The sequence below is a fragment of the Rubrimonas cliftonensis genome (assembly GCF_900107585.1).
Taxonomy (GTDB): domain Bacteria; phylum Pseudomonadota; class Alphaproteobacteria; order Rhodobacterales; family Rhodobacteraceae; genus Rubrimonas; species Rubrimonas cliftonensis.
In genome coordinates this window covers 39266-60616 of sequence record NZ_FNQM01000008.1, presented here as the reverse complement: position 1 = coordinate 60616, position 21351 = coordinate 39266, and the positions used below count along the sequence as shown (strand labels likewise).

Below are 21351 nucleotides of genomic sequence, written 5' to 3'. Positions count from 1 at the left end.
ACCGCCCTTCTTGAACGTCTTCAGGCTTCCCGGTCGGTTCCGACGACAAAGCCCGCCGCCGAGGCGACGAAGCCGGGGTTGAGCCAGTCCGCGTCGGCGCCGGCGCCGCGGCCGTAGCGCAGCGGCGCGCCGGCGCGGTCGAGCCGCAGCGTCGCGCCGCCCGCCGCGGCCAGAACCGCATGGCCGGCCGCGGTGTCCCACTGCATCGTCGGGCCGAAGCGGGGATAGACGTCGGCCTCCCCCGCGGCGATCAGGCAGAACTTGAGCGAGGAACCGGCCGCGACGGTCCGCGCCACGGGATGCCGCGCCAGCCACGCGTCGGTCTCGGCGTCGCGATGCGAGGCGGAGGCGACCGCGCGCAGCGCCGTCGGGTCGGCCACCTTCGAGGCGATCGGACGGACATCTCCCGGCGCGTCGGGGTCGACGGCGCCGGTCTCGGCCACGGCCCCGCCGCCCGGCGCGGTGGCGTAGAGCCGCGCCGCCGCGGGCGCGGCGACCACGCCGGCCGCCGGCGCCCCGCCCTCGATCAGGGCGATGTTGACGGTGAACTGGTCGGAGCCCTTCAGGAACTCCCTGGTGCCGTCGAGCGGGTCCACGAGGAAGAACGGCCGGTCCCCGGCGATGTCGCGCGCCTCGTCGCTCTCCTCGCTCACCACGGGGATGTCGGGGTAGGCCTCGGCGAGCCCGGCGCGGATGACGCGGTCGGCGGCGAGATCGGCCGCCGTCACCGGGCTGCGGTCGTCCTTCTCCCGCGTCTCGAGGCGCGCGCCGGCGCGCACGCGCAGGATCTCCGCGCCGGCGGCGACGGCCAGCCGCCGCAGGACCGCGGCCATGGCGGCGTCGCGCATCAGGCGGCCCCGACCGGATCGGGCCGCCAGGCTGCTTCGTCCGCGTCGAAGCGACAGCCGAGAGCCGCCGCGCCGTCGCAATGGTCGCGCGGGCCGGGGTCGGCCGGGCATGCCGGACCGATGTCGCGATGGCGGTGGTGGGAGATCATGGCGCATCCTCTCGCAGTTCGGTCCGGCTTGCGGCGAACGTCGCCGCGCGGTCAGGCCACGCCGATGAGGCCGAGCTGCTCGAGCTTGAGCATCACCTCCTGGGCGCAGTCGTCGGGCGTCACGCTGACGGTCTCCACCCGCAGCTCGGGGGCCCCCGGCTCCTCGTAGGGGTCCGAGATGCCGGTGAACTCCTTGATCTTGCCTTCGCGGGCGAGCTTGTAGAGGCCCTTGCGGTCGCGCCGCTCGCATTCCTCCAGCGGCGTCGCGACATGCACCTCGACGAAGGCGCCGAAGGCCTCGACCATCTCGCGCACGCCGGCGCGGGTGGCGGCGTAGGGCGCGATGGGCGCGCAGATCGCGATGCCGCCGTTCTTGGTGATCTCGGAGGCGACATAGCCGATGCGGCGGATGTTGATGTCGCGGTGCTCCTTGGAGAAGCCGAGCTCCGAGGACAGGTGCTTGCGGACCACGTCGCCGTCGAGCAGCGTGACCGGGCGTCCGCCCAGCTCCATCAGCTTCACCATGAGCGCGTTGGCGATGGTCGACTTGCCGGAGCCGCTGAGGCCCGTGAAGAACACGGTGAAGCCCTGCCTGGCGCGCGGCGGCGAGGTCCGGCGCAGCTCGGCGACCACCTCCGGGTAGGAGAACCAGTCGGGTATCTCCAGCCCCTCGCGCAGGCGGCGGCGCAGCTCGGTGCCGGAGATGCTGAGCACGGTCAGCCCCTTCTCCACCTCGTCGGAGGGGAAATACTGCGCGCGCTCATCGACGTAGACCATCTGCTTGAACGGCACCATCTCGACGCCGATCTCGGCCTGGTGCTCGGCGAACAGATCCTGGGCGTCGTAGGGACCGTAGAAGTCCTCTCCCTGACTGTTCTTGCCGGGCCCGGCGTGGTCGCGGCCGACGATGAAGTGCGTCACGCCGTGGTTCTTGCGGATCAGCCCGTGCCACACGGCCTCGCGCGGGCCGGCCATGCGCATTGCGAGGTTGAGCAGCGACAGGTGCGTGGTCGAGGCGGGATACTTGTCGAGCACGGCCTCGTAGCAGCGCACGCGGGTGAAGTGGTCGATGTCGCCCGGCTTCGTCAGCCCGACCACGGGATGGATCAGCAGGTTCGCCTGGGCCTCGCGCGCGGCGCGGAAGGTCAGCTCCTGGTGGGCGCGATGCAGCGGATTGCGCGTCTGGAACGCCACGATCTTGCGCCAGCCGAGCTTGCGGAACAGCGCCCGCAGCTCGTTGGGCGTGTCGCGCCGGGCGCGATAGTCGTAATGCGTCGGCGCCGCGATCCCTGTCACCGGCCCGCCGAGATAGACCTCCCCCGCCCGATCATGCAGGTAGGAGACCGCCGGGTGGGCGCGGTCGTCGGCGCCGAACACCGCCGCCGCCTCGCGCGCCTTGTCGGGGGTCCACTTGTCGCTGACCGAGAGGATGGCGAGCGGCACGCCCTCGGGGTCGCGCAGGGCGACGTCCTGCCCGATCTCGATCCGCTCCGCGAAGGCCGCCGGGACGTCGAGCGTCACGGGGATCGGCCAGAGCCGGCCGCTGGCCAGGCGCATCCGCTCCAGCACGCCGTCATAGTCCGCCTGCCCCAGAAAGCCGCGCAGCGGGTTGAAGCCGCCGTTCATCAACAGCTCCAGATCGCAGAGCTGGCGGGGCGTGAGATCCCACCCGACCAGATCGGCCGCCTCGCGCTTCATCTTGACGGCGCTTTCGGGCGAGACGAAGAGCTCAGCGATCGGATCGGTGTTGGACAGAACGTCGGACATGAGGTCTCCGTTGGCGCTGCGGGCGTGCGCCACACCTCTGCCCGGCAAAAAAGCACAATGCAACGCTGACAAGTCGTTAATGGCGACTCTGCGCTGAAGCTGCGACTTGCAGGCCGCGCCCGACGCCACTAACGGACGTCTGCGGAGGAGGCAGGGGAAGCGCGATGCAGCCTGTGCGCGATTGGCGCATGCACCTCGGCGTCCACAAGACGGCGACCACCCATGTTCAGGATCTGCTTGAGCACAACCGGATGCGCCTTCTGGAACGCGGCGTGGACTACCTGCCCATGGAAGTGAACCGGCTCAACCAGCTCCCGGACCTCCGCATGCGGCACTGGCGTCTCTGGGCGGCCGGCGCGCCCATGCGTCGTCACATCCACGCCGCGCTCGCGCCGCTGCGCGCTGGCCCGCAGACCGTCGTCGTCTCCGAAGAGAACTGGCTCGGGCCATCGCCGGATGCGCTGGCCTCGCCGATCTATCCACGCGCCTGGCTCCGGATGCGCGCCTTCGCCTCCCTGGAAGGAGACGGAGCCCGGCTGGAGGTCTTCCTCTCATTGCGCTACTGGGAAACGATGCTGCCTTCGGTCTATGTGCAGATACTGCGGGAGCGCGTCGTTCCAGGCGGATTCGACACGGTGCGCGAGGCCGTACGCACGCGACCGCCGAGCTGGGCCGCGCATCTCAAGCGCCTGCGCCGAGCAGCGCCCGCCGTGAAGATCCGCGTCTGGCGCTACGAGGACTACCGATCCGCGCAGGGCCATATACTCTCCGCACTGTGCGGCGTAGACGTCAGCGACCTCGAAGACGTGACGCCGCCGGTCCGCACCCGCGCACCCCACGCCGACGCCGTCCCCGCGGCCGAGCGCCTCGACGCCTCCCTGCCGCCACGTGAGCGCAATGCCCGCGTCGCCGAGCTCTTCAACGCGCCTTCGCCGCCCGGCGCCGAGCCGTTCGCGCCGTTCGACACAACGGAAAGGAAGCGGCTTCGCGCACTCTACGCCCGCGACATCGACGCGATCGCGCAGCTCGACGGCGTCGAGCTGCTGCGCTTCGATTACTGAGGCATCCCACTTGCGCAACCGCTGATTGATTTCATAATTTCTTGCTCAACTTAACCATTTTTTATAATAATGGACTCGCCAAGGGACAACCGCTGGCTCGTTTCTTTACTTAGGTGCGGCGTTCCACGCACCAGGGCGGCGATCCTCAGACGCAAGGAACAGGGCAATGAGCGCTTTCACGCAACGCAGTGGCGAGCTTTCCGTAGACTACGCCAGGATGCACGACGCCGAAGAATACGCGTTTTCACGAGAAGAGGCGTTCCCACTATCGAAAGTTGCGCTTTCCGGGGTTACGCTCACTCTGCTCGCCGTCATCGTTCTGTTCTGACCAGATGCTCTGAGCGGCGCCAAACCGGCGCCCGTTCACCTCAAAAAACAACCGCAAGTAGAAAAACAAATTATCATTTCAATCAAATTTTTGATATGATAATCGTTTATTTTGTCTTACCACTGAAGCCAGAGCGGTGGTTACCTAGCGCCGCTAACGGAAACCGCAGCAGGAGTGTATACACTATGATCAAGTCCGCCATTCTGGGCAGCGCGATTGCGCTCACCTTCGGTGTGGTCGCCAACGCGGCGAGCACCGCCACCATCGACTTCACCGATCGCACCGTGTGGCCCGACGGCTTCGCGACCACCTCGGTGTTCGGTTCGACCGTCTCGCTGCAGCCCGAGGCCCGCATCAACTCGGTGCAGGACTATGACGGCTTCGCCGGCGAGACCGGCGGCCTCGCCGAGGTCACCGACGGCTTCGGCATCCGCGACGACGAGCTCACCGCGCCGTCGACGCCGCCGGAGTTCATCACCGTCAACTTCGACGGCCCGCTCTTCGTGACCGGCTTCCACTTCCTCGATCTCTACCAGAGCCCCACCACGGACGACCTCGAGTCGGCGATCGTCACGTTCGATGACGGCGGCGTGATCGAGCTCTTCGCCGTGCAGGACAACGAAGGCGCCGCCGGCAATGGCGGCTACGCCTTCCACGCCATTGACCGTCGCCTCGTCAGCTCGCTGACCTTCACGGTCGGCGCCGGCAACGACGGCTTCGGCAAGTCCGACTACGCGGTCGCCGGCATCGACGTCGAGCCGGTTCCGCTGCCCGCCGCCGCTTGGATGCTGCTCACCGGCCTGGCCGGCGCCGGCTACATCGTGCGCCGTCGCCGCGCCATCGCCTGATCAGGCTGACTGCGAGCCTTACTTCGATCAAGGCTTGAAAAAAATAACCCTCAAGGCCTGACCGGCCTTGAGGGCTTTCATTTCAGAGAACGGCGAAAGTCAGGCGTAGCGACGGCGCGACACATAGCCGATGCCAGCGACGCCGGCGAGCAGCATCCACGCCGTGGCAGGCAGCGGAACCGCCTCGACGTCGAGCGAGGCGAGCGCGAAGTCCGGAACGCCCTGGGCGTCATTGGTGCCGCCCACGGTGAACGTGATGCTCGAAACCACCGTCGGGGTCGGCAGGACGTAGGTGGCGAAGCCAGGCTCGCCGGCGGCGGCGTCCTGCACGGCGCTCACGGTGAACAGCATGGCGCCGTCGGAAGAGCCGATCGCGAACTCCTCCTCGCTGCCATCCGGAGCGATGAAGAGATCGAGGAACGACACTGCCGTCAGAAACAGCGGCGCCGAGAACATCACCGTCAGCGTTTCACGCGGCGAAACTTCGTCGTCATTGACGCCCACGCCGTCGTTGATCGACGCGAGGCCGGGCACCGCCGCGCCACCGTCGAAGGGCGTGAAGTTGATCGCGCCGCCGGACGCCGAAAGGCTCACGGTCGACCCGAACACCGTCTGGGTCGAAGCGCCGGATGACCACACCGACGCGTCGGTGAAATCGATGGTTGCAGCCGAAGCCGCAGTGGCTGAAGCCAGAAAGCCCGCCAGAACTCCGTAGGCCATCCGCATGTGACAGCACCTCCATTAATCGAACACCAAGAAAGGTTAACGCGCCCGCGTGACAACCTTCACTAAATGGTTGCTAGCAGAAGATTTGATTCAATCAAAGGTTTATTCGCGCCTGCGTTGTATGCGCTGCGTCGCGGCACAACCCTGCGGAGGCAGGATTCGGGAGATTTCCACCGAGCCGCGCTCACGCGGCCGGTGGATCGCGTCTTGCGACAAGGATCAGCCGCCGGGGCCGCTTGCGGCCCCGGCGGCTGGCCTGATCGAGAAGGTCGGCGTCAGGAAGCTGGCGTCAGGAAGCCTGAGCATGGCCCGCCGCGGCAACCCGGCCGATCGAGGCGTAGCGCAGACCCGCCGCCACCGCATCCGCCGGGAGGTAGATGTTGCGCAGATCCACCAGCGCGTCTCCGCGCATTCCCTGGCGCAACCTCGAGAGGTCCAGGCCCCGGAACATGTTCCATTCCGTCAGCACCACGACGGCGTCCGCGCCCGCGGCGGCCTCGTAGGGGTCGTCGAACCACGCGACGCCGGGCAGCAGCGTGACGCCTTCCTTCTTGCCCTGGGGATCGCATACCGCGACCGAAGCCCCGCCGCCGATGAGCGCCGGCACGATCGTCAGCGCCGGCGCCTCGCGCATGTCGTCAGTATCGGGCTTGAACGTCACGCCGAGAACCGCGACGCGGCGATTGACGAGTTCCCCGTCGAGCATGGCGGCGATCCGGTCGATCATGCCGAGCTTTCGGGCCTGGTTGACCGCGATGACGGTCTCCACGATCCGGATCGGGACGTTGTGCTGCTGGCCGGTGCGGGTGAGGGCGATCGTGTCCTTCGGGAAGCACGATCCGCCGTAACCGGGCCCGGGGTGCAGAAACTTGCCCCCGATGCGTCCGTCCAGACCGATGCCCTTCGCGACGTCCTGCACGTCGCCGCCGACCTTCTCGCAGAGATCCGCGATCTCGTTGATGAAGGTGATCTTCGTGGCGAGAAAAGCGTTGGCCGCGTACTTGATGATCTCGGCCGATTCGAGCGAGCTGAAGATGATCGGCACCTCGCGCAGCGACAGGGGCCGATAGAGCGCGCGCATCACATCCCGCGCAGTCTGCGACTCGGCGCCGACAACGACGCGGTCCGGCCGCATGAAATCCGCGATCGCAGCGCCTTCGCGCAGGAACTCCGGGTTCGAGGCGACGTCGACCGCCAGCTCCGGGCGCACTTCGCGCATGATCCGAAGCACCTCGCGGTTGGTGCCGACCGGGACCGTGGATTTCACGACGACGACGGTCGGACCGCTGAGCGCCTTCGCGATCTCCCGCGCGGCGGCGTAGACATAGGTCAGGTCGGCGTGCCCCTCGCCGCGCCGCGTTGGCGTGCCGACGGCGATGAACACAGCATCGACCGCATTCACCGAGGCGGCGAGATCCGTCGAGAAGGACAGCCGGCCGGCCTCGACGTTCTTCGCCATCAGCGCGTCGAGCCCCGGCTCGTAGATGGGCGACTGTCCGCCGCGCAGCATGGCGATCTTCTGATCGTTCGTATCGACGCAGACCACGTCATGTCCGAAATCAGAGAAGCATACGCCCGACACCAAGCCGACATAGCCCGTACCGATCATTGCAATCCGCATCGTCAACCCGCTGTTGCCAAGCCCGTCTTTCGCGGCACCTGCCGCTTAGCCGCTGTCGCGGCGAGACGCCAGCGCATTCGTCGCCGGCGTCGTCTCAGAGTTGGCGCCCGCCGCTGAGCAACCAGCGCCGCAGCAGCGGCGTCCGCCACACCAGCAGCAGCGCCGTCGCCGCCAGAAGCGCGGGAAATGCGACGTTCCAGAACGGAAGCCTCAGCCCGTGATGCATAACCATGTCGTTGAGCACGACAACGGCGACGCCCATGAGGGTCAGGAACACCAGCTCGACGCCGGCGCCGAGACCGGGCTCGGAGCGCCGCGTCAGCATGCTGAGCGCGACCATCGTGGCGATCGCCTCGGCGACCACGGCCACCAGCGTCACCATGGCCAGACCGCCGCCATTGTCGACCACGACCCACGCGACCGGCAGCGCCATCGCCCGCACGAGGTTGGCCACCAGCGGGTTGGTCGTCTGCGCGCGGGCGATCGCCTGCGTGTTGATCGCGCTGCGGATGAGGCGCAGGCCGTGCAGCATCGCCAGCGGCAGGAACAGGAACGCGACCGACGCGAAGCTTTCCCCGTACATCGTGATCAGCACCGCCGGGCCGGCGATCTGATAGCCGGCGCACATCACGAAGGTGGTCAACAGCGCCATCTGCATCAGTAGTTCGAAGTAGATCGCGTAGCGGCGGGAATCTTCCTGCACGCGCGAGATCTGCGGCAGGAAGAAGCTGTTCAGGCTCTTGTTCACCAGATTGGTCGGGAACGACACCAGAAGCAGCGCCGCACTGTAGAGACCGAGCATCTCCACGCCGAGAGCGCCGCCAATGATGAATCGGTCGCCCTGCATTACGGCGTAGAGCAGGACGGCATTGATGGTCAGCGGCCAGCCGAACTTCAGGACGCGCCGAAGAGGCGCGCTGTCGAAGCTTACCCGGTATGGCCGCTCGGCGACGATGTGCGACATCGCCACGAAGACGAAATCGTAGAGCAACAGCGCATAGAGCATCGCTCGATAGTCGCCCAGAACAACGCCCAGCGCGACGGCGCAAACCAGCGAGGCGAGCCCGGCCGCCAGTTCCATCACGATCGAGGGACCAAAATGCATGTCGCGCTGGTAGCGGAAGCGGTCGACGTTGCCGAAGCCGCGCGCGAGCAGGCCGATCGCAAGCACCTGATACGCCCAGGCGGTCTCGGGAACGCTGAAATAGGCGGCGACATACTCGCTCATCAGAAGCAGCACACCGGCCGTCACCACGCCCTTGCTGATGTTGGCGAGGTGAACCGTACGCTGGATCTGCGCGCTGTCGCCGTCCTTGGCCTGCAGGAGAAGCCGGTCGACGCCGGTGTAGCCCAGGGCGTCCGCGAGGCCGACGATCATCGCGAAGGTGCTGGCGACACCGAAATCCTCGACGCCCACGAGACGCGCGATCGCCACGTTGCGCGCGAAGGACATTGCGCCGGCGGCGAAATTGCCGGCGGTCAGGAACAGCCCGTTCTTGATCATACCGCCGACGGCCCCGCTTCGCCTCTCACCGCGTCGTCGCGACCGGCCGCGCCAGACAGGGACGATCCCGTAGCAGAGCGCCGCGGAGACGACAAACCGCCAACCGCGTCGGAGCGGGCAAACGTCGCAGGGCCGGGCCTGCTCCGACGCAGGCCCTTCGCCCCGGCGCGCTCCAGCATCGGCACGTCAGGGTTCGCGATCAGCCAGCATCCCGACCCGAGCAGCATGAGGAAAAGGATGTAGGTGGCGCCCCAGACATGGACGGTGCAGAGCGCCAGGCTCACGCCGATGATCGTCATCATCACGCTGCGCCGCAACAACTGGTCGCGTCGATCCGCGAGGGGCGCGCGGCCGACCATCACCAGCAGCGCCAGATAGGCGGAGATCAGCAGCAGAATGGCCACCAGGCCGTGGCGCAGGGCGGTCGCGAGCCAGAAATGGTCCACGCTGCTCGGCATCCAGTGCGGCCGCTCCCAGTCCCCCCGCTGGCCGATGCCGAAGAGCCAGTGGCGGGCCACGTCGGCGCTCGCGTAGTTCCAGATGTGGATGCGGTTCCAGGCGTTGCCGGCGTTGAAGGTGAAGTAGGTGATGAAGACCTCGACCGGCGTCCGGTTCGACGCCAGCGAGACGAAGCCGTAGAATCCGGCGACAAGCCCACCCAGCAGCAGCCATCGCCTGCGCCAGCCCTGCAGCATCTGGTCCCAGCCGATCAGCGCGCCCTGCAGCACCACCGCGAGGTAGGCGCCGGTCGACAGCGACAGGAACACCGCCACCGCCACCAGGACCAGCCGCCAAACGCCCGCGAACATGTTCCTGACGTCCTCGCGCAGCGGATAGTAGGCGAGCGCGAAGGCTGACGAACAGAAGACCCCGAACAGGATCGAGTGGTTGAAGGGGCCCTGGACGCGCTCCAGTCCAAGCCGCCTCTCCTGGTTGATGTCCGCGATCGTGCCGCCGACGATGTCGGCCAGGCGATTGAGGATCATGACATTCGTCGTCGCCTCGACCAGCGCGATCGGCAGCAGGAAGGCCACGGCGCCGAAGAGGACCCTGGCGAAATAGACGAAGGACTCCCGGTCGCTGACATAGACCCGTGCGAACAGATAGGCTCCGAGCGTCTCCACGATGAACATGCCGGAGAACTCGAGCCGCTGCAGACCGTCCACCGCCAGCAGCGCGCCGGCGGCCCAGCACGCATAGACCACCATCAGCAGGTCGGGCAGGACAAGGCGTCCGGCGCGCCCGGTCAGCAGCGCGGCGACCATCGGCAGGAAGGCGAGCAGCAGCAGCAGGCGATAGGGCGTCAGCTGCATCGGACCGATGTAGAAGATCAGCGGCGTGCAGAGACAGACCATCATGGTCAGGATCATGCGGCGATTGACCCGCGCCCGCGCCTGCGCGCGCCGCTCGTGCAGAAAAGCCGCCCGGTCGCGCCTGTCCGCGCCGCGGCGAACCGCTGCGGCTACGGGCTCGCGCGGCGCGTCAGTAGTTCGTTTGGCTGAAAGCTGGTAGGCCATCGATCCGACGTCGTGAGTCTTCCACAACGCTCAACTTGCTGCATAAGGGGCGGTGAATCCATGAACGCGGCTGTGATTATTCCACATTACAACGACGTCGCGCGGCTGCGGCGGTGCCTGGAGGCGCTGCGCGGCTGCGAGGGTTACGATGCGATCGAGCGCATCGTCGTCGACAACGCCTCGAGCGAGGACATGGGCGCCGTCGCCGCCGCCTTTCCGGAGATCCGCTTCGTCACCGAAAACAGCCCCGGCGCCGCCGCCGCGCGCAACCGCGGCGTGGCCGAGACGGAGTCGCCGCTGCTGCTCTTTCTGGACGCTGACTGCGTGCCGGCCGCCGACTGGATCATCGCCGCGCGCCGCGCCATGGCCCGGCCCGGGGCGGACGTCGTCGGCGGGCGGGTCGACGTGTTCGACGAGACGCCGCCGCCGCGCAGCGGCGCCGAGGCGTTCGACACCCTGTTCGCCTTCGACCAGAAGACCTATGTCGAAAAGAAGAAGTTTTCCGTCACCGCCAACATGCTGACCAGCCGCGCCGTGTTCGGCGCCGTCGGCCCCTTCGCGCCGGACGTCTCGGAGGACATCGACTGGTGCTGGCGCGCCGTCGGACAGGGTTTCCGGCTTGTCTACGACGACGCGGTTCGGGTGGCGCACCCGACGCGCAGCGATTTCACGGCGCTGCTGCGCAAGACGCGCCGCACCGAGCGTGAGCTGTTCCGCCTGGCCATGACAGGGCGCGCGCCCAGGTTGCGCTGGGCGCTGCGGGCGCTGGCCGTCGCGGCATCGCCGCTGCTTCACGCGCCGCGGGTTCTTTTCAGCCCGAAGCTGGCCACGCCCGGCGAACGGCTGCGCGCTCTGGCGGCGATGACGCGCATCCGGCTGTTTCGAGCCTGGAGCATGCTGCGGCTCGCGGCCGGCGCCGTTCAATAGGCCGTTCGCTGGAACAGAACGATGGCCACCGTCATGATCAGGATCTTCAGATCGAAGAGAAGCGACCAGTTCTCCGTGTAGTAGACGTCATGGGCGACCCGGGCCTCCATCTTGCTCAGGGTCTCGGTCTCGCCGCGCAGGCCCTTGACCTGCGCCCAGCCCGTGATGCCGGGCCGGACGCGATGCCGGACGAAGTAGCCACGGATCTGCGCGCCGTACTCCTCGTTGTGCGACAGGGCGTGGGGGCGTGGGCCGACAAGCGACATCGAGCCGTTCAGCACATTGAACAGCTGCGGCAGCTCGTCGATGCTGGTGGTCCGGATGATCCGTCCCACCCGCGTCACCCGCGGATCCCCCTTGCTCGCCTGTCGGATCACCGCCTCGGAGACAGGCTTGTGATGCATGGAGCGAAACTTGTAGATGGAAAAGGTTTCGTTGTTGAATCCGAGCCTCGACTGCTTGAAGAACACCGGACCCGGAGTGTCGATCTTGATCGCGAGCGCCACGAGCAGCATCAGGGGCGACAGCGCAACCAGCGCCGCGGCAGACAGCGTGTAATCGAGCATCCGCTTCATCACGAAGCTCCATCCCGAGATCGGCCGTTGCGCGACCTCGAACGCCGGCAACTGGGCCAGCGTGCCGACGATGGGGCGGAAGGAAAGCTCGTACCCGACCAGGTCGGTGCTGAGATGCACGCTGATCGGAAGCTCTTTCAGCTGCGCGACGAGATGCGCCAGCTCGGCCCCCGCATTCCACGGCATCGCCAGAATGATGTCGTCGACAGCGTCGGCGCGGGCTATCGCGATGAGTTCGGCGGCGTCGCGCACGGCGGGGTGTTCGGCGGGGTGTTCGCCGGGCCCCGCGTCATGGCCGTCGACCGCGAACTCGTAGATGCCGCAGATGTTCACGAAGATGGGGCGTGACTGATCGAGTCTCGCCACGAAGCGGCGCAGCTGGTCGCCGGTTCCCGCGACGATGACGTTCTGACCGATCACGGCGCGGCGCGACAGGTCGAGTATCACGGCGCGGGCGGCGAAGCGCAGCGCGATCATCGTCGTGGCGGCGCAAGCCGACAGGGCCGCCGCGAACTGCACCGTGTTCTGCTTGTTGCTGTCGCCGAACGCCATCAGGAAGCTCAGCAGCATCAGGCAGACCGAGGCGTTGGCGATGATCACGTCGTCTGAGCGGGACATCGGCGAGATGACGCTCGTGATGCTGTGCATCCGGCTCCAGCTCGCCAGCGCGACATAGAACGGCAGATAGAAGAAGAACACGAGCATGAGCGCGTTCTCGGGCGGTTCTCTGAACACGAACAGCACCGCCGCAGCCGACAACGTCAGCGCCAGCACGTCGACGGCGAGTATGGCCTCCGGCAGCACAGAGGGCGGCAAAGGATAGCCGCGACGCGCGGCGACGGGGAGCATGGGTCTCTGACGACTGTTCATGAGTTCACTGACCGCCAGTCGTCCATTACCGATTTGCGTGGACCGTCCGCTCGCATGGTTATGACACGCCGGCTAACGTGTGGGAACCGAAAGCTTCTCCACGTCATGACGGCTCACATCGGCTCGACGGCGTCGCGCACGAACGGCACGCCCTCGATGAAGAACCGCGGCCGAATCCCCGGATGACCGACATAGTGGCGCATCGACGCGTCGGGCCGTGTCGGACCGTCATGGATGTCGTACTCCCTGGGCAGGGGGCGGGCCTTGTCGCCCATGTGGGAGGCCAGCACCGCAATGAGGGTCTGGTGCATCCAGAAACGCATCGGATCGATGCCGGCGCGCTCCCCGAACCGGCCCAGAGCAGCGTCGAGCAGCGCCCAGTCGGCGTCATCGAGGCGCCTGCCGGCCATGAGCCCGCCGTTGAGTCGCCACGGCAACGGCCCCAGCATGTCGCCGAGCGCGTCGCGCAGCGTCGCTTCGGGATAGGCGTAGCAGTACGCGATGTCGGCGTTCCAGGTCAGCGGCACGCTGGAGTCGCGCAGCGCGTCCAGGAGCGCCCGAGGCTCGCGCAGGGCGAGCGTGTCGCTGTCGAACTCCAGCACCCGCTGCGCCTCGGCGATCGAGTGGGTGCCGCCGAGCTTGATGCCGAAATGGTAGCGCTCGCACCAGTCGAGAATGCGGGGGAACGGCCTGAGCCTGCGCCGCATCGCGGCCAGACCCTCCTCGCGGGAGACCACGCGCATGCCCGGCGCGATCCGGCGCCAGCGCGCCAGCGTCTGCTCCGTCAGCGAGCCGTCCGTATGCACGACAAGCCGCGCCTCGGGTATGAAGCGCAGCAGGCTGTAGCTGGACCATGCGCCCATGACGAACTGGCGCTCGCCGCACATGATGTGGGCTTCCGGACCGTCGCCAGCCGCGGGCAGCGGCGGCAGCGCCTCCAGCGCGGCGTCGGCTTCGCGCTGAGCCTCCGCCGCCGCCCGCGCCAGCCGCCGGTCCCGCGCGCCATGGAGCACAGCGTAGCGCCAAAGGCCGAGACGGCGGCGCAACTGTCTTACGGAAATCACGATGAACCGGAATTCATTTCGTCACGGCGCCGGGCGACAGCCACTCGGAGCGCCGCGCCCAGACCTCGCCCCAGGTCGGCGTCCGCCTGCCGTGGAAAAGCCGCTCGAAGAGCGCACGCGCCGCGACCCCGCCGCCGAGAGCAAGGCGCGCGGTGGCCCGCGCCACCGGGCGCCAGTGTCGATCCACCCATTGCAACCGCGCGCGATTGATCGCGACGATCCTGCCGGGGCGATGCGTCGTGGATGCGCCGCCATAATGCACGATGGCGGCCTCCGGCGTGAACAGGCGCGGCAGCCCCGCCTGCCGCAGCCGCCAGCACAGGTCGTCATCCTCGCAGAACATGAAGAACCGCCTGTCGAAGCCGCCAAGCCGGCGCCACACCTCGGTCCGCATCAGCACGAAGCAGAAGAACAGCACGTCGACTTCCCGTTCGCTGTCGCGCCGCCAGCCCGGATAGATCTCCGGATTGAGCCAGGCGCTGCGGGGAAACAGGTGCGACAGCCCGACCGCACGCATGAGCATGGTGGCCGGCGTCACGAAGCGCGCCACGGAGCTGGGATTCAGCGCGCCGTCGGCGAATACCGTGCGGCCGCCCCAGGCGCCCCCCTCAGGCCGGCGGCGGGCGAAGGCCAGCAGCGCGGCGACGGCGCCCGGCCGCACCAGCGTGTCGGGGTTGAGAAACAGGATGTACTCGCCCCGCGCCCGCTCCGCCCCGATGTTGTTGGCGCGCGCGAAGCCGACATTCTCCTCCAGCGCCATGACGTCGAGCTCGGGAAACGCCGCGCGCAACGCCTCGGCCGAGCCGTCGCCGGAGCCGTTGTCCATCAGGATGATCTCGTAGGAGAACCCCTCGCCGGCGTTCTCGCCGACAGAGCGCACGGCCTCGACCGTCATCTCCGGCGTGCGGAAGTTGACGACGATGATCGACACGTCGACGCTCATGCCGACCTGCGCCGGCGACCGCCGGCCTCCAGCGCCAGGGCGTAGGCCTCCAGCAGCGCCGGCTCCTGACTCTCCCAGGTGAATTCCCGCGCCGCCCGCGCCGCGCCATAGGCGGACATGCGGCCGCGGCGCTCGGGATCGTCGAGGAGCGTCTCGATCGCGGCGGCGAGATCCTCGGGTCTGGAGCCTGACGCCACCAGCGCCGCCTCCCCCGCCTCCGACGCCGCCTGGCGCAGGTTGAACTGCACGAAGGGCAGGCCGAGCGCCATGTACTCGAACACCTTGTTCATGGAGAGCTTGTCGTTGAACGCGTTCGAGGGGTCGGGGATCACGCCGACGTCCACCGCGCTCAGATGCGCCAGCAGCGCCTCGCCGCCCAGATAGCCGGCGAAGCGGACCCGCTCCGCGACGCCGAGCTCGGCCGCCAGCGCCTGACACCCCGCCAGCGCCGGCCCGTCGCCGATGATCACGCAGTCCACGTCGTCGCGCCCCCGCGGGCCGACGAGATCGGCCATGGCGCGAACCAGGAGGTCGACGCCGTCCTGCGCGCCGATGATGCCGACATAGCCGACGAGAAACCCGTCAGGCCGCTTGAGCCCCGCCTGGGGTTCGACCCGGCGAAAGCGCGCCAGATTCGGATAGCTGCGCACGATGCGGACCCGGTCGCGGTCCATCCGCCCCCGCGCTACGGCGATGTCGCGAAACGTCTCGTTGGTCGCGATCGAGGCGTCGGCGAGCGCGAAGGTCGCCCGTTCCGCGGCGCGCAGAACGGCGTGCAGCAGGCCGCGTCGACCGAACTTCACCTCGAACAGCTCCGGCGACAGGTCGTGATGGTCGAAGATGAAACGGGCGCGGCCGGTCAGGCGATAGGGCAGCGCCGTCAGGAACAGCAGGTCCGGCGGGTTGCACGCCTGGATCACGTCGAAGCCGTGGCGACGGCGCACCCGGGCGGCGAGCCGGGCCTGACTCCACAGCGCCGCGAGATACTCGCGCAGATACCCCAGCGCGCCCTCCGCTTCGAGGGGCAGATCGTGCCGGAAGATGCGGACGCCCTCGATCTCCTCCTCCTCCGCGTCGTAGCCGCGGCCCTTGGGACAGATCACCGTCACCTCGCAGCCATGACGGCGCAGCGTCGTGGCCTCCTGCCAGACGCGGCGATCGAAGGGGACGGGCAGGTTCTCCACGAGGATCAGGATCCTTGCGCCGGCGACCGCGGCGGCTGCGCGCTCCAGGTTCATGTCACTGCTGCGCGCCGCTCTGGTCCGGGCCGCTCTGGTTCGGGTCGCTTCCGGCCGCGGGAAGCGCCGCGAGCGCGGCCCGGGCCGCGTCCGCGAAGGCGAAGTCGCCGCCGAGGGCGAGCGCGGCCTCCAGGTGGCCGCGCGCGGCGTCGGAGCGCCCGAGCGCGGCCATCGCGCGGCCGGCGTGATAGCGCACGACAGCGTTTTCGGGCAGCCCCTCGGCGGCCTGTTCGAGCACCCGCGCCGCCGTCTCGTGCTCGCCCTGCAGAAACAGCGTCCAACCGTAGGTGTCCTTGAAGTACGGCGACTCCGAGCCGCGCAGGCGTTGGGCGACGCGGGCGGCGCGGTCGATGGCGGCGGGGTCGTCGGCGCGATGGTCCGACAGCAGGCTCGCCAGATTGTTGGCGACGACGAAGGAGTCGGGCTGGCTTTCGTAGAGCGCCTCGTACTGTTCGATGGCCCCGTCGAAGTCGCCGCGGCGCTCGAGCAGCTGCGCCAGAATCAGGCGCGCCTCCGCCGGCGAAGCCGCCTGCGCCACCGCCTCGCGCGCGGCCGTCTCGGCGGCCGCCTCGTCGCCGCGCATCAGCAGAAGCCGCACCAGGCTCACATGGCCGAGCGAGGCCTCCGGCGACATGGCGACGGCCTCGCGCAGCGTCGCCTCGGCGACATTGAAATCGCGACCCATCACCTCCAGCTCGGCGCGCAGCACCCGCGCGCGGAGCTGGCCCGGGTCGCGCGCGATCGTCTCATCGACGACGCGGCGCGCGTTCTCCATGTCGCCGAGCCGCACATAGTTGCGCACGAGGGCGGTCAGCGCGTCGCCCGCATCGTCGCCGGCCGTCAGCCGCTCTAGGACCGACACGCTCTCGTCGAACCGGCCCTGGCCGGTCAGCGACGCCGCGCGCAGGCGCGAGGCCGCCTCCTCGCCGCCGAGCGCCTCGAAGGCCGCCGCGACCTCCTCGGCCCCGTCCCAGTCCTGCCTGCGAAGGCGAACCTCGGCGATGGCCAGCAGCACGCGGGCGTCGCGCGGATGCTGACGATACGTCTCCGCCAGAACCGCCTCGGCGGCCTCCAGCCGTTCGCGCCGCGACAGGAGCCGGGCGTATGCGATGGCGATCTCGGGCTGATACCCAGAGGCGATCGCCGCCGAGGCGAGGCTCTCCTCGGCGAGCTCGGCGCTGCCGGCGCGCTCATGCGCGCGGGCGCTGAGCAGCAGCAGGCGCATGTCGTTGGGCGCCTGGGCCAGCGCCTGGCGCAGTTCGAGAACCGCCTCCCGCGGCCGGTCCTCCTCGATCATGATCGCCGCGCGCAGGCCGCGCGCATCGGCGTTCTCGTCGTCAGCGGTCAGCACGGTCTCCGCGGCGTCGCGCGCGGCTTCGAGGTCGCCTCGCGCGAGCGCGATCCGACCGAAAGCGAGCCGGGCCCGGGCCGCGCCGGCGGCGGATGACTCGTCGCTGTCGATCACCGAGCGCAGAATGTCGAGGGCGGCGTCCGCATCGCCGAGCGCGTAGTCGAGCTCGGCCCTGGCGAGGCGATACTCCAGGCGGCTCTCGGGCGGCGCGGCCGCGGCGAGGCTGTCCAGTTCCGCGCGCGCGGCTTCGGGGCCGTGCGCAGAGCCGAGGAACCGCGCCAGCGCAAGCCCCCGCCGCGCGTCCTCCGGCGCGGCTTCCGCCAGAGCGCGCAGCTCGCGCTCGGCGCCCTCTACGTCGCCCGCCGCCTGCAGCGCCGACGCCAGCGCCGTCCGGAACTCGGCGCGGTCCGGGAAGCGCTCCGCCATCTTCCGCAGGTGATCGGTGACGTCGGGCGAGCCTTCCAGCAGCCGCAGCTTGAGCAGGTTGAGCGCAAGGTCGTCAGGCGCCTCGGCCAGCAGCGCGTCCGCGCGCGCCAGCGCTCCGCTCCGGTCGCCGCGCGCGGCCATGTCGGTGACGATCAGAACCTGGGCGGGCGTGTGGCCCGGGTCGATGTCGATGGCCGCGCGGGCCAGCTCCACGGCCTTGTCGACGTCGCCCAGCCGGTAGAGCGCAGTCGCCTCCAGCGTCTTGATCTCGGGGTCCTCCGGCGCCAGCGCCGCGGCCGCCGCGGCGACGTCGCGCGCCTCCTCGAAGGCGCCGCCGACGATCAGCAGCGGCGCCAGGCGCTTGCGCGCCTCGACGTTCTCGGGATCGAGTTCGATGACGAGGCGGTAATTGCCCACCGCGGCGCGCAGCTCGCCGTCGGCCTCGTAGAGCTTGGCCATCTCGAACCGGGACGGCGCGTGGTTCTCGTCGAGCCTCAGGGCGTTGCGCAGCTCGAGCGCCGCCCTCTCGGGCTGCTCCTTCTCCAGAAGCTCCATCGCCGCCGCGTAGTGGCCGGCGACGCGCTCCTCGGGGCTTTCGCATGCGGCCACGAGCATCAGGGCCGCCCCCGTCGCCAGCGCGCGCAGGAAGGGCAGCTTGAGGAGAGGCGCGATCATACGGATACTCCAGGCTTCACGGGCCGCCGGACGGCGGCGGCGACGTCAAAAAGGCCGCGCGGCGCCATGATACAGAGTGGCCGTCGGCGCGCCAACACCGCGTTACTCCGCCGCCTCGGCGATCCCGAGCAGATAGCGCCCGTAACCGGTCTTCACGAGCGCCTCGCCGAGCCGCGCCAGCGCCGCCCGGTCGATGAAGCCCTTGCGGAAGGCGATCTCCTCGGGGCAGCCGATCTTGAGGCCCTGGCGCTTCTCGATGGTGCGGACGAACTCCCCGGCCTCGATCAGGCTGTCATGGGTGCCGGTGTCGAGCCAGGCGAAGCCGCGCCCCAGGAGCTCGACCGAAAGCGCGCCGGCGTCGAGATAGCGCTGCATCAGCCCGGTGATCTCGATCTCGCCGCGCGCCGAGGGCCTGAGATCGCGCGCCAGCTCCGGCGCCCGGCCGTCGAAGAAGTAGAGCCCCGTCAGCGCGAAGTTGGACCGCGGCCGCGCCGGCTTCTCCTCGATCGACCGCACCGCGCCCTCGCGGTCGAACTCGACCACGCCGTAGCGCTCCGGATCGGCGACCTGGTAGCCGAACACCACGCCGCCCTCGGCGCGCGCGTCGGCCGCCGCCAGCGTCTCCGGCAGCCCGTGCCCGTAGAAGATGTTGTCGCCCAGAACCATCGCCGAGGGCGCGCCGTCGAGAAACGTCTCCGCGAGCAGGTAGGCCTGGGCGAGGCCGTCGGGGCTCGGCTGGACGATCCATTCCAGCCGCAGACCCAGGTCGCCGCCGTCGCCGAGCAGGCGCTGGAACTGCGCCTGATCGTGCGGCGTGGTGATCACGGCGATGTCGCGCAGCCCCGCCAGCATCAGCACGCTGAGCGGATAGTAGATCATCGGCTTGTCGTAGAGCGGCAGAAGCTGCTTCGAGACCGCCCGCGTGATCGGATGCAGCCGGGTTCCGGATCCGCCCGCGAGCAGCAGGCCCTTACGCCCCGACGCCATCGCGCGCCTCCCCGAGTTCCTTCATGATCGCCTCGAGCGAGCAGCGCCAGTCAGGCTGTCGCAGGCCATAGGCGGCGCCGATGCGCCCGCAGTCAAGCGCGGAGTTGCGCGGCCGCGGCGCCGGCGTCGGATACGCCTCCGACGGGATGGGCTCGATCCGCGGCGGCGCAAGCCAATGCGCGCGTTCGAAAATCGCCTCGGCGAACTCGCGCCAGCTCACGGTCGGCGCGCCGGCGTAGTGGAAAACGCCCGATACGCCGCGCCCCTCCGCGAAGGCCCGGGCGATCGCAACCAGCGCCGCCGCCACGTCGGCCGCCGCGGTCGGTCCGCCGCGCTGGTCGTCGACGATCCGCAGCGCGTCCCGCTCCGCCCCCAGCCGGAGCATGGTCCGCACGAAGTTCGAGCCGTGGGCGGCGTGCACCCAGGCGGTCCGCAGCACCGCGTGCGGCCCGCCGGCCTCGGCGACCCGCCGCTCGCCCTCGAGCTTGGAGCGGCCATAGGCGCCGAGCGGCGCGACGGGGTCGGTCTCGCGCCAGGGCCGCGCGCCGCCGCCGTCGAATACATAGTCGGTCGAGACGTGCAGGAAGGGGATGCCGCGCGCCGCGGCGGCCCGCGCCATGGCGCCGGGCGCCGCGCCGTTGACGACCGTCGCCGCCGCCTCATCGCCCTCCGCGCGGTCCACGGCGGTGTAGGCGGCGGCGTTGACGACGACATCCGCGCCCGTCCGCGCCACCCGCGCGGCGCAGGCCTCGGGATCCGCGAGATCCGCAGCGGCGCGGTCGAGCGACTCGATCGCCAGGTCCGGGCCGCCGAGCCGGCGCAGCTCCACGCCGACCTGGCCCGTGGAGCCGAAGACGAGCAGCGACAGCGTCACGCGCCGAGGCCCAGCCGGTCGCCGACGCCGTGACGCTGCTGGATCGCGCGCCACCACGGCTCGTTGTCGAGATACCACGCCACGGTGCGGCGCAGCCCCTCCTCCAGCGAGACCGTCGGCCGCCAGCCGAGCTCGTCGCGGATCTTGCCCGCGTCGATGGCGTAGCGGAAGTCGTGGCCCGGGCGGTCCGCCACGAAGGAGATCAGCCGCTCGCGCGGGGCGCCGTCGGGGCGGAGCGCGTCGAGGACGGCGCAGATCGCCCGGACGATGTCGATGTTGCGCGCCTCCGCATCGCCGCCGATGTTGTAGGTCTCGCCGACCCGGCCGCGCCGCAGGACCGTCAGCAGCGCCGCCGCGTGGTCCTCGACATAGAGCCAGTCGCGGACGTTCTCGCCCAAGCCGTAGATCGGGATCGGCCGCCCCGCCAGTGCGTTGAGGATGGTCAGCGGGATCAGCTTCTCGGGGAAGTGGAAGGGGCCGTAGTTGTTGGAGCAGTTCGTCACCAGAACCGGCAGGCCGTAGGTCTCGCCCCAGGCGCGCGCCAGATGGTCGGACGCCGCCTTCGAGGCCGAATAGGGCGATCGCGGATCGTAGGGCGTCGCCTCGGTGAAGCGGCCCGTCGGACCGAGCGCGCCATAGACCTCGTCGGTCGAGACATGGTGGAAGCGGAACGCCTCCCGCCGCGCCGGCGGCAGCGCCCGCCAGTGCGCCCGCGCCGCCTGCAGCAGGGCGCAGGTTCCGAGCACGTTGGTCTCCACGAAGGCTGTCGGCGCGTCGATCGAGCGGTCGACGTGGCTCTCCGCGGCCAGGTGCATCACCGCGTCGGGATCATGCGCGGCGAAGACCCGGGCCAGCCCGGCGTCGTCGCGGATGTCGACCCGCTCGAAGGCGTAGAGCGGGCTGTCGACGACCGAGGCGACGTTGTCGAGATTGGCCGCATAGGTCAGCGCGTCGACGTTGACGACCCGGATCCCCTCGGCCACGGCGCCGCGCACGACGGCCGATCCGATGAAACCGGCGCCGCCGGTCACGAGGAGCTTCATCGCGCGGCC

Annotated in this window: 19 protein-coding genes; 4 read left to right on the top strand and 15 right to left on the bottom strand. The window is 69.4% G+C overall.

What is annotated here, in order from left to right:
* Positions 1-20 precede the first annotated feature (20 nt).
* From cysQ to BLW43_RS13440, 3 genes are read right to left on the bottom strand one after another with little or no spacing between them, the layout of a single operon-like run.
* Positions 21-848 carry a 3'(2'),5'-bisphosphate nucleotidase CysQ gene (cysQ, locus tag BLW43_RS13445; RefSeq protein ID WP_093254216.1) on the bottom strand — a complete coding sequence of 276 codons (828 nt, stop codon included), beginning with the start codon at positions 846-848 and terminating at the stop codon, positions 21-23.
* The gene (locus tag BLW43_RS23590) at positions 848-997 is read right to left on the bottom strand and encodes a hypothetical protein (RefSeq protein ID WP_175478900.1); all 150 of its coding nucleotides are present in this window, start codon (positions 995-997) and stop codon (positions 848-850) included. Before BLW43_RS23590 ends, cysQ begins: the two co-directional genes overlap by 1 nt.
* A gap of 51 nt (positions 998-1048) precedes the next feature.
* Complete coding sequence (locus BLW43_RS13440; protein WP_093254215.1) at positions 1049-2764, bottom strand: bifunctional sulfate adenylyltransferase/adenylylsulfate kinase; 1716 nt, start codon at positions 2762-2764, stop codon at positions 1049-1051.
* A gap of 164 nt (positions 2765-2928) precedes the next feature.
* Between BLW43_RS13440 and BLW43_RS13435 the strand changes: the two genes are divergently transcribed.
* The 3 genes from BLW43_RS13435 (at position 2929) to BLW43_RS23580 (ending at position 5001) form a co-directional block, all read left to right on the top strand.
* Positions 2929-3825: a hypothetical protein gene (locus tag BLW43_RS13435; RefSeq protein WP_093254214.1), complete on the top strand. Its 897-nt coding sequence runs from the start codon at positions 2929-2931 to the stop codon at positions 3823-3825.
* A gap of 166 nt (positions 3826-3991) precedes the next feature.
* Entirely contained in the window at positions 3992-4153 is a 162-nt protein-coding gene (locus BLW43_RS23585) for a hypothetical protein (RefSeq protein WP_175478899.1), read from the top strand.
* 185 nt (positions 4154-4338) lie between these two features.
* Positions 4339-5001: a VPLPA-CTERM sorting domain-containing protein gene (locus BLW43_RS23580; RefSeq protein WP_175478898.1), complete on the top strand. Its 663-nt coding sequence runs from the start codon at positions 4339-4341 to the stop codon at positions 4999-5001.
* A 99-nt stretch (positions 5002-5100) separates the two neighbouring features.
* Here BLW43_RS23580 and BLW43_RS13425 read toward each other — a convergent pair whose 3' ends face one another.
* The 4 genes from BLW43_RS13425 to BLW43_RS13410 form a co-directional block, all read right to left on the bottom strand.
* Complete coding sequence (locus BLW43_RS13425) at positions 5101-5727, bottom strand: VPLPA-CTERM sorting domain-containing protein (RefSeq protein ID WP_093254210.1); 627 nt, start codon at positions 5725-5727, stop codon at positions 5101-5103.
* A gap of 289 nt (positions 5728-6016) precedes the next feature.
* Entirely contained in the window at positions 6017-7348 is a 1332-nt protein-coding gene (locus tag BLW43_RS13420) for a UDP-glucose dehydrogenase family protein (protein ID WP_093254316.1), read from the bottom strand.
* A gap of 94 nt (positions 7349-7442) precedes the next feature.
* Positions 7443-8852, bottom strand: coding sequence for an oligosaccharide flippase family protein (locus tag BLW43_RS13415; protein ID WP_093254208.1), 1410 nt, complete (start codon positions 8850-8852; stop codon positions 7443-7445).
* Positions 8849-10222, bottom strand: coding sequence for an O-antigen ligase family protein (locus tag BLW43_RS13410; RefSeq protein ID WP_093254207.1), 1374 nt, complete (start codon positions 10220-10222; stop codon positions 8849-8851). Before BLW43_RS13410 ends, BLW43_RS13415 begins: the two co-directional genes overlap by 4 nt.
* Positions 10223-10429: 207 nt before the next feature.
* Between BLW43_RS13410 and BLW43_RS13405 the strand changes: the two genes are divergently transcribed.
* Entirely contained in the window at positions 10430-11296 is an 867-nt protein-coding gene (locus tag BLW43_RS13405; RefSeq protein ID WP_093254206.1) for a glycosyltransferase family 2 protein, read from the top strand.
* On the opposite strand, the gene BLW43_RS13400 is transcribed toward BLW43_RS13405, so the two are convergent.
* The 8 genes from BLW43_RS13400 to rfbB form a co-directional block, all read right to left on the bottom strand.
* Positions 11290-12720 (bottom strand): undecaprenyl-phosphate glucose phosphotransferase, encoded by a 1431-nt coding sequence (locus BLW43_RS13400; protein WP_175478897.1) that lies wholly within the window; start codon positions 12718-12720, stop codon positions 11290-11292. The genes BLW43_RS13405 and BLW43_RS13400 overlap by 7 nt on opposite strands.
* A 134-nt stretch (positions 12721-12854) precedes the next feature.
* Positions 12855-13754 carry a hypothetical protein gene (locus BLW43_RS13395; protein WP_093254203.1) on the bottom strand — a complete coding sequence of 300 codons (900 nt, stop codon included), beginning with the start codon at positions 13752-13754 and terminating at the stop codon, positions 12855-12857.
* Between the two features lie 64 nt (positions 13755-13818).
* Complete coding sequence (locus tag BLW43_RS13390; RefSeq protein ID WP_093254201.1) at positions 13819-14748, bottom strand: glycosyltransferase family 2 protein; 930 nt, start codon at positions 14746-14748, stop codon at positions 13819-13821.
* Entirely contained in the window at positions 14745-15986 is a 1242-nt protein-coding gene (locus tag BLW43_RS13385; protein ID WP_093254199.1) for a glycosyltransferase family 4 protein, read from the bottom strand. The genes BLW43_RS13390 and BLW43_RS13385 overlap by 4 nt, the downstream gene beginning before the upstream one ends.
* Before the next feature lies 1 nt (position 15987).
* Entirely contained in the window at positions 15988-18438 is a 2451-nt protein-coding gene (locus tag BLW43_RS13380) for a tetratricopeptide repeat protein (RefSeq protein ID WP_093254197.1), read from the bottom strand.
* 102 nt (positions 18439-18540) lie between these two features.
* Positions 18541-19425 (bottom strand): glucose-1-phosphate thymidylyltransferase RfbA, encoded by an 885-nt coding sequence (rfbA, locus tag BLW43_RS13375; protein WP_093254195.1) that lies wholly within the window; start codon positions 19423-19425, stop codon positions 18541-18543.
* Positions 19409-20293 (bottom strand): dTDP-4-dehydrorhamnose reductase, encoded by an 885-nt coding sequence (rfbD, locus tag BLW43_RS13370; RefSeq protein ID WP_093254314.1) that lies wholly within the window; start codon positions 20291-20293, stop codon positions 19409-19411. The genes rfbA and rfbD overlap by 17 nt, the downstream gene beginning before the upstream one ends.
* A 2-nt stretch (positions 20294-20295) precedes the next feature.
* Entirely contained in the window at positions 20296-21342 is a 1047-nt protein-coding gene (gene rfbB / locus BLW43_RS13365; protein WP_093254194.1) for a dTDP-glucose 4,6-dehydratase, read from the bottom strand.
* Positions 21343-21351: the final 9 nt, after the last annotated feature.